Origin of the sequence: Acinetobacter tjernbergiae DSM 14971 = CIP 107465 (assembly GCF_000374425.1) — a bacterium.
GTDB lineage: Bacteria > Pseudomonadota > Gammaproteobacteria > Pseudomonadales > Moraxellaceae > Acinetobacter > Acinetobacter tjernbergiae.
Genome location: NZ_KB894385.1, coordinates 1 through 6269, shown reverse-complemented (window position 1 = coordinate 6269; position 6269 = coordinate 1). Strand labels below are relative to the sequence as shown.

Genomic DNA, 6269 nt, shown 5'->3' with positions numbered 1-6269 from the left:
AAATCCCCTCAGATAGATGGAGAGTGGTTAAAAATCGCTCTCCACAGGGAGGGGAATTTGCGCCAAAAATGTACCACAGTTTAGTAAGAAAAAGTATTAAAAGTTAGTAGGATCATTTTGATTTAATTGAATTATTTTTGAGTAAATATTCTCTACCCTAAAGATAGCTCACTTTTTACCCTGTAGACGGTGGCAACCCCAACCCCAACGGCTTTAGCAATGGCTTCCTTGGTTTGACCATTCTCAGCTAAAAGCTCTAGGATTTTCTTTTTCTTTTCTTCCGAAATAGATTTACGTCCTTTGTACTTCCCTTCTGCTTTTGCCTTCTCAATTCCTACTCGTTGGCGCTCTAACATCACTTCACGTTCAAACTGAGCAATTGCTGCTAATAAGTTGAACTGTAGCTTTCCTGTTGGGGTAGTTGTATCAATGTCCATATCAAGGATTTTTAGTCCTGCATTTTTCTTTTCTAAAGCCTTTTGAATTTCTACTGTGTTTGCTACAGACCTTGCTAAACGATCTAGTTTAGTGACGACAAGGACATCACCCTCTCTGATGTAATCTAAGGCTGCTTCTAATTGCTCTCTTTTTGCGTCTACGCTTGATACTTGTTCTTGATAGTGCTTTTCACAGCCAGCTTCCTTTAGTCGTTGGATTTGAGCCTCTAGGCTATATTCTTGATCTTTAGTACTTGTGCGTGCATATCCAATTAACATAGTTTTATTATCAATAAAGTCTAAGATTTCATGATAGTATCATATCAAAATTTAAATACAACCCTATTGATAGCCTAAGCATGGGCTTTGTACTGGCTTTTAAACCTATCTTTAGACCGTGGTCTATTGATAGGTTTTATTGTCTAAATTATTCGGATAATGGATAATGGTTAAAACTTTCTAAATATAAGAGATCCAAATGTATAAAGTTTTAGCCATGGTTGTACTATTTTGTTCTATTCAATCTGTATTTGCTGCAAGTGATCCATATATTCAAACAGTTAAAGATATGTATAGCTTAGGTAAAAAATCTGAAGAAGGTATGCAAGTTATTGAACTTCATAGTGATGCTTCACTAAAGAAAGCCTTTAATTTACATGCTAGAAATGGTGAAGTTTGTGGCTTTTGGCAAGATGTGATGTGGCAATCGCAAGATCCTGAGTTCAATGTACCTTTACAGTTTTCTAAAGTTGGACAAAACAAAGTAAAAGTATCTTTAGGAAAAGGGAAATGGAATAAACAAAGTTCTGTGACTTACATCCTAAAATGCAATGGAAATGACTGTAAAGTAAGTGATGTTATAGATTCATCAGGATCTTTAAAAAAGAATATTTTAGCTGAATGTTGAGTTTGTAGAACTTGAGCCGAGAGCCTGTAAATTATTTTTTGTATTTTCTCAAGATATTACAATGTTGTAGAAGAAGGCTAGATTATCTAGCCTTCTAAACTAATTAATATGTCCAACCGTTCTTATCTTCAATATAAAGAAGAACTGCCAAACCTTGAGCAAATATACGTTCCTTTGCTACGCTCTGACTACCACCAGAATAAAAAGTGTTGTCCCCTGCTTCTGATAAAGCGGTAGCTTTATCTGTGGCTAGACTAAACCCTTTATTTAAGCCATATCCATCGCCTTGTTTAGCTTGTTTTTTAATATCAAAGCCCTGATAACGATAGTTGTTAGGAATAGCTTGCCATTGATTTGCTAGGGCAACAAAGGCATTACATTGTGTATTACGCTTACATGTTGCTACTTGTGGAGCTGATTTAGGATTGTTATATACCTTCATCATTTCAGGTAGCCCAGCAAAGCTAGAGGTACTAATAGTTAATGCTAAAATAGTTAATATTTTTTTCACGCTAAGGTCTTATAAAGTAAATATTTTTAAATCTTAACATAATTATTTCTAATTGAGAGAGTGTGAGTATTCTAATTATCAGAAGATAAAAGACCTCACAACATTGATAATTTTGAACATGCTAATTACTGTATATTTATGTTCAATTAATCAAAACAAGAATGATCAATTATGAGCAAGCTATCCATCAATCAGGCAAGTAAATTATTCAAGGTGAGTCGTAATACAATTTATGCTCGTATCAAGAAAGGTGATATGACAAAAGATAGTGAAGGGCTTGTATCAGCTCAGGATATGGTGCGTTTATTCGGAAATAAAACAGACAAGAAAGCTACAGAGAAAGCCGTCACCGAGCTATTGAACAGTAGAGAGCAAACAGTACAAGGATCAGAACAAGAAGTAGCACATCTAAAGAGCAATAATGAGCAATTGTTGGAACAACAAATTGAACAATTAAAAGCGCAAGTTGAGCAGTTAGAAAAACAATTGGAATATGTCAAAGCAAATGAAGCATGGCTTAAACAACAATTAGATCAGAAATTGATTGAACACAAAAATAGTGAAAAGAAAGGACTTCTTTCTAAGTTGTTTGGATAATTATGCGTTAGAAATTTCGTATCTACATGGAATTATGATACAAATATTGCAAACATGAAAAAGCCCTTGTGATGTTCAAACTTGGCGGAATGGCATCAATCAAGGGCTTGTATCTGTAAACAACAATTAGGGGTTTAATCCGTCTTGCGTCTGTAAAACATTCTACAGGTAAAGGCGGATTTCTCAAGCGTAAGAAGCATGGAAACCGCAAAAAATTACACTAAACAACAGCTAGACCTATTCGAAAGCTTACCGAATAAGCCGTATTGCATGGATGATAAGCCAGCATACATGCTCATCCGTCCAAAAGGCATTGCGGTTAAAAAACCTTATATCCAAGTTAATCCACCGCTTATGACCATTTACTTTATCTTTGATGATGACAAGGAAGATTCTGCTTTATCGTGGTTTGATGCAAACTTGCCTGCGCCGTTATGGACTACTCAGAATTTTAAGAATGGTCACTGTCACCACTGCTACAAACTTGAAATACCACTCTGTACAAGCGAATTTGCAAGTATCAAAGCGATTAAGTACGCACAGTCAGTTTATTACGCTTATGCACTCAAGTTAGGTGCAGATCTTAGCTACTCGCAGTTAATTACTAAAAACCCTCTACACCCTCAATGGCGGACAACCTTCTGGGTTGATCGTGCATATTCGCTCGATTACCTTGCTGACTTTGTAGACCTACCGAAGAAGATTCCTAAAAAATTAGAAGTTGTAGGTCTGGGGCGCAATGTCACAATGTTTGAGAAAGGCCGTCATTGGGCGTATACGGCGATTAGAGACTATATGCACCATTACTCTAGCCATGAGTGGGAACGAGCTGTTAAAGCGCAAATTGAAGCGATTAACAACAGTTTTGAGCAACCTTTACCGTATAGCGAAGTGAAAGCCACAGCTAAGAGCATTGCTAAGTGGGTTTGGCAACGATTTAGCTATGGAGATTTCAGTGAGATTCAAGCCAAGCGTGGTGCTAAGGGCGGTAAAGCTAAAGGTCAAGCGTACGCTGCTAAGCGAGAGCAAACACTTAAAATGAAGGCCAAGGGTATGAACAACACCCAGATTGCAAAACAATTGGAAGTTGATAGGAAGACGATTACACGTTGGCTTTCAGGGGTGGGACAATAGCCTTATCAGATAACAGCCTTTTTGTAAGTTTGTTAGAATCTCACTTTTTTTATATTTCATACGTTTTTATTAACTTTAATTTATTTAACTTTATCTTGTTAATTTTAATGAATAAAAGTATTATTTTTTAATTAAAATTAATAGCTTATCTTAACATTATGATTCCTACTCTTCTCCATTTTGTTTTACCTTTGGTTAGTCTCTTTCCTTGGTTTTTTAGACAGCGTGATTTTAAATGGAAAGTTTTTAGTTTAGTTTTTTTGGTCTTGTCGCCATCTCTTCTTACTATGCTGTATTTACCCGAAATTATTGTTGCACTAACACTTATTCCTCATTTTAAGAAGGGACATAAAGTTTTTGCTTAATATATAAAGTCAAAGCGTGGGGCTGTAGCTGATTCAGCTCGATCTATGAAGCTAGGAGTATTAGTAGAGCAACATACTATCGACAATCAGATAACAGTCACTTTTTGGGTTGCTGCTACTTCATTAGGCTTATTTCTTTAATCATTCCTTTTTCTTAATTTAGTTCTTGGCTATAGCTTACTGAAGAGTTACCAAAGGCGAATATGTTCTTTATTGTTTGATTCGATTATTAATCCTTTTCTAAGGTCTAAATCAAATTCATTTTGAGGAAGGGTTTTAAAGTTATAACTTTTATTGTCCTCTAAGTTCCAAAGTTCATTACTGTCTAAGATGGCATATTGGCTAATATCATTATCAGGCCATTTGATCTTTAACAAAGGATGAGAGCCATTTGTTCCAAAGAATTGTTTTGTTCTTGCAGTAGATGCTTTTATGTTGGAAATACTGACAGTGCATTTCTTGCTAGCTATAACTTTTTTGTAAGCACAATTGAAGGAAGCTGTTGCATTGTCTTGGTTAATAAAAGTTCCGATTCCTTCAGCGTGTGAGTAATTTGCTCCAAATCCTAGTAATGCTACCCCAAGAATATTGATTAAATTTTTCATAATGACTTTTCATGTGATTTTAGTTTGAGTGGAAATTAAACTTTTAATTAAATACTAAGTCAACTTAAATCAATGAAAATGTGATATATCTTCTATTAAAAGGAGTGTAATCACATGAAAAAAACGATAGCAGCTTTACTTGTTAGTTTTGGGGTATTAAGCCTAAGTACAAATTTAATAGCAGCACCTAAAACAGTGACATGTCAAATTGATGAACAGGGTAAAACTACATTTAAAGGCAAATGTAGTTTTAATGCGAGTGAAGGGGGTTCCTTCTATCTAACAAACTTAAATAAGAATAAGCCTCTTTTTCGCAACATTATGGATGTCAGTGTATATATCATTGAGCCGGGTGTGGCTGAAGTTAGCGGTTCGCTCAAAGGTGCAAATAACTCTCGTTGGGGACAGGCAATAAGATCTACCAAGCAGAAAGCTTGTTGGGTTGGAAGTGATTTTAAAGTCTGTGCATGGTAAGTGAATAACGTGTACTGATGTTGGAGTCTATGGATGTAGTTTTTCTTAGATAGTGTATATCTGAAAATCTTTTAATTCCGTGGTCTGCCAGCTTTAATTTTTTGGGGCTTACCGCCTTTTCCAAAAGCTCTTGCACCATCTGATAAAGTTAGTTTTACAAAGTAATCTGGCTTTGTTAAATACGATGCCATGTGATTAAGATTCTTTCTTAATTCATGGTCATCATGTTTAATCTTTCCTGTAGCTATCCACCCATTCTTTTCAAAGTGTTTTTTCTTGGCGTTACAGTTCCAATAGATGCCCTTTCCTTGAGCAATTTCATGCTTCCACATTTCACCAATTGATTCAGCAATTTTAACGTCTTGTCTATGGTGAGACTCATCCAAGAAAAAAATCATGTGATAATGGAATGCTTTATCTGCACCATACTCTAATTTCCAAACATATCCGACCAAGTCTTTTTTATACTTTTTCTTTAAGTTTTTAATCAGTTGTTTACGTTGTTCTCTTACTTCAATAGACCATTTTTCTAGAAGGTCTTTATTCTTAGCTCCAAAGATTAGATCAATTCTTTCACCGTCTGATGTTGTAAAGAATCCCCCAGCATCTTTTTGATAGCTAAAATCAATACGAAGAACCAAGAGCCTCGAACGATACTCAAATAAGGAGTCTATATAGCGCAATAATGATCGTTTATTCTTGCTGATAGCTTTGCGCTTTTGTTGAATTTCTTTTTTAAACTGATCTCCTGTTATATCTTTTTTAAGATGCTCTAAAAACTCTATATCTGAGTAATTTTCTTCTCTAGCTGTATTGGCTACATCAAAAAACAAGTTCACATACGGCGAAAATGTGTTTAAGGCGAAGTGGTTTTGAATAACATCCTTTTGCTTTTTTAGATTAAGCAATAATTCATAGGTGTTCTCATTAATCCTATTGCGTTGATCAGAGGCTAACTTAATTAAGTTCTTTTCGATTAAGGCTAGCTCTCCTACATGAATATAGGATTCACCTATAGCAGGCTGTATCTGACTTGGATTGTTCTCTGTATCTAGGTAATAAGAGGACTCTATTAGAAATGAGTAATCATCTTCACTAAAGCTAGGTAGCATTTCCATATCAAAACAAGGTCTAATAAATATCTACAGATAGGGCTTTTGATATAGATAGACCTAAGCACTGTTAGATATATAAAGCTAATAACATAAGAACCAAAAATAAGCTCTCAATTGGCATAAG

At 35.2% G+C, this 6269-nt stretch carries 8 protein-coding genes; 4 read left to right on the top strand and 4 right to left on the bottom strand.

Annotated elements, in window-relative coordinates; all coding sequences use genetic code 11:
- Positions 1-152: 152 nt before the first annotated feature.
- Complete coding sequence (locus tag C502_RS0117550; RefSeq protein ID WP_018680072.1) at positions 153-716, bottom strand: recombinase family protein; 564 nt, start codon at positions 714-716, stop codon at positions 153-155.
- A 199-nt stretch (positions 717-915) separates the two neighbouring features.
- On the opposite strand from C502_RS0117550, the gene C502_RS0117545 reads away from it, so the two are divergent.
- The gene (locus C502_RS0117545; protein WP_018680071.1) at positions 916-1344 is read left to right on the top strand and encodes a hypothetical protein; all 429 of its coding nucleotides are present in this window, start codon (positions 916-918) and stop codon (positions 1342-1344) included.
- Positions 1345-1447: 103 nt separating this feature from the next.
- Here C502_RS0117545 and C502_RS0117540 read toward each other — a convergent pair whose 3' ends face one another.
- Entirely contained in the window at positions 1448-1855 is a 408-nt protein-coding gene (locus tag C502_RS0117540; protein ID WP_018680070.1) for a hypothetical protein, read from the bottom strand.
- A gap of 171 nt (positions 1856-2026) precedes the next feature.
- Here C502_RS0117540 and C502_RS0117535 point away from each other — a divergent pair, with 171 nt between their 5' ends.
- Complete coding sequence (locus tag C502_RS0117535) at positions 2027-2452, top strand: plasmid replication DNA-binding protein (RefSeq protein WP_018680069.1); 426 nt, start codon at positions 2027-2029, stop codon at positions 2450-2452.
- A gap of 198 nt (positions 2453-2650) precedes the next feature.
- Positions 2651-3586, top strand: coding sequence for a replication initiation protein (locus C502_RS0117530; protein WP_018680068.1), 936 nt, complete (start codon positions 2651-2653; stop codon positions 3584-3586).
- A 553-nt stretch (positions 3587-4139) separates the two neighbouring features.
- On the opposite strand, the gene C502_RS0117525 is transcribed toward C502_RS0117530, so the two are convergent.
- Positions 4140-4556, bottom strand: a complete 417-nt coding sequence (locus C502_RS0117525; protein ID WP_018680067.1) for a hypothetical protein — start codon at positions 4554-4556, stop codon at positions 4140-4142.
- Between the two features lie 114 nt (positions 4557-4670).
- Here C502_RS0117525 and C502_RS0117520 point away from each other — a divergent pair, with 114 nt between their 5' ends.
- On the top strand, positions 4671-5030 hold the full coding sequence (locus tag C502_RS0117520) for a hypothetical protein (RefSeq protein WP_018680066.1): 360 nt from the start codon (positions 4671-4673) through the stop codon (positions 5028-5030).
- A 71-nt stretch (positions 5031-5101) separates the two neighbouring features.
- On the opposite strand, the gene C502_RS0117515 is transcribed toward C502_RS0117520, so the two are convergent.
- A complete protein-coding gene (locus C502_RS0117515) occupies positions 5102-6148 on the bottom strand; it encodes a YagK/YfjJ domain-containing protein (protein WP_023274834.1) in 1047 nt (348 codons plus the stop codon).
- Between the last annotated feature and the right edge of the window lie 121 nt (positions 6149-6269).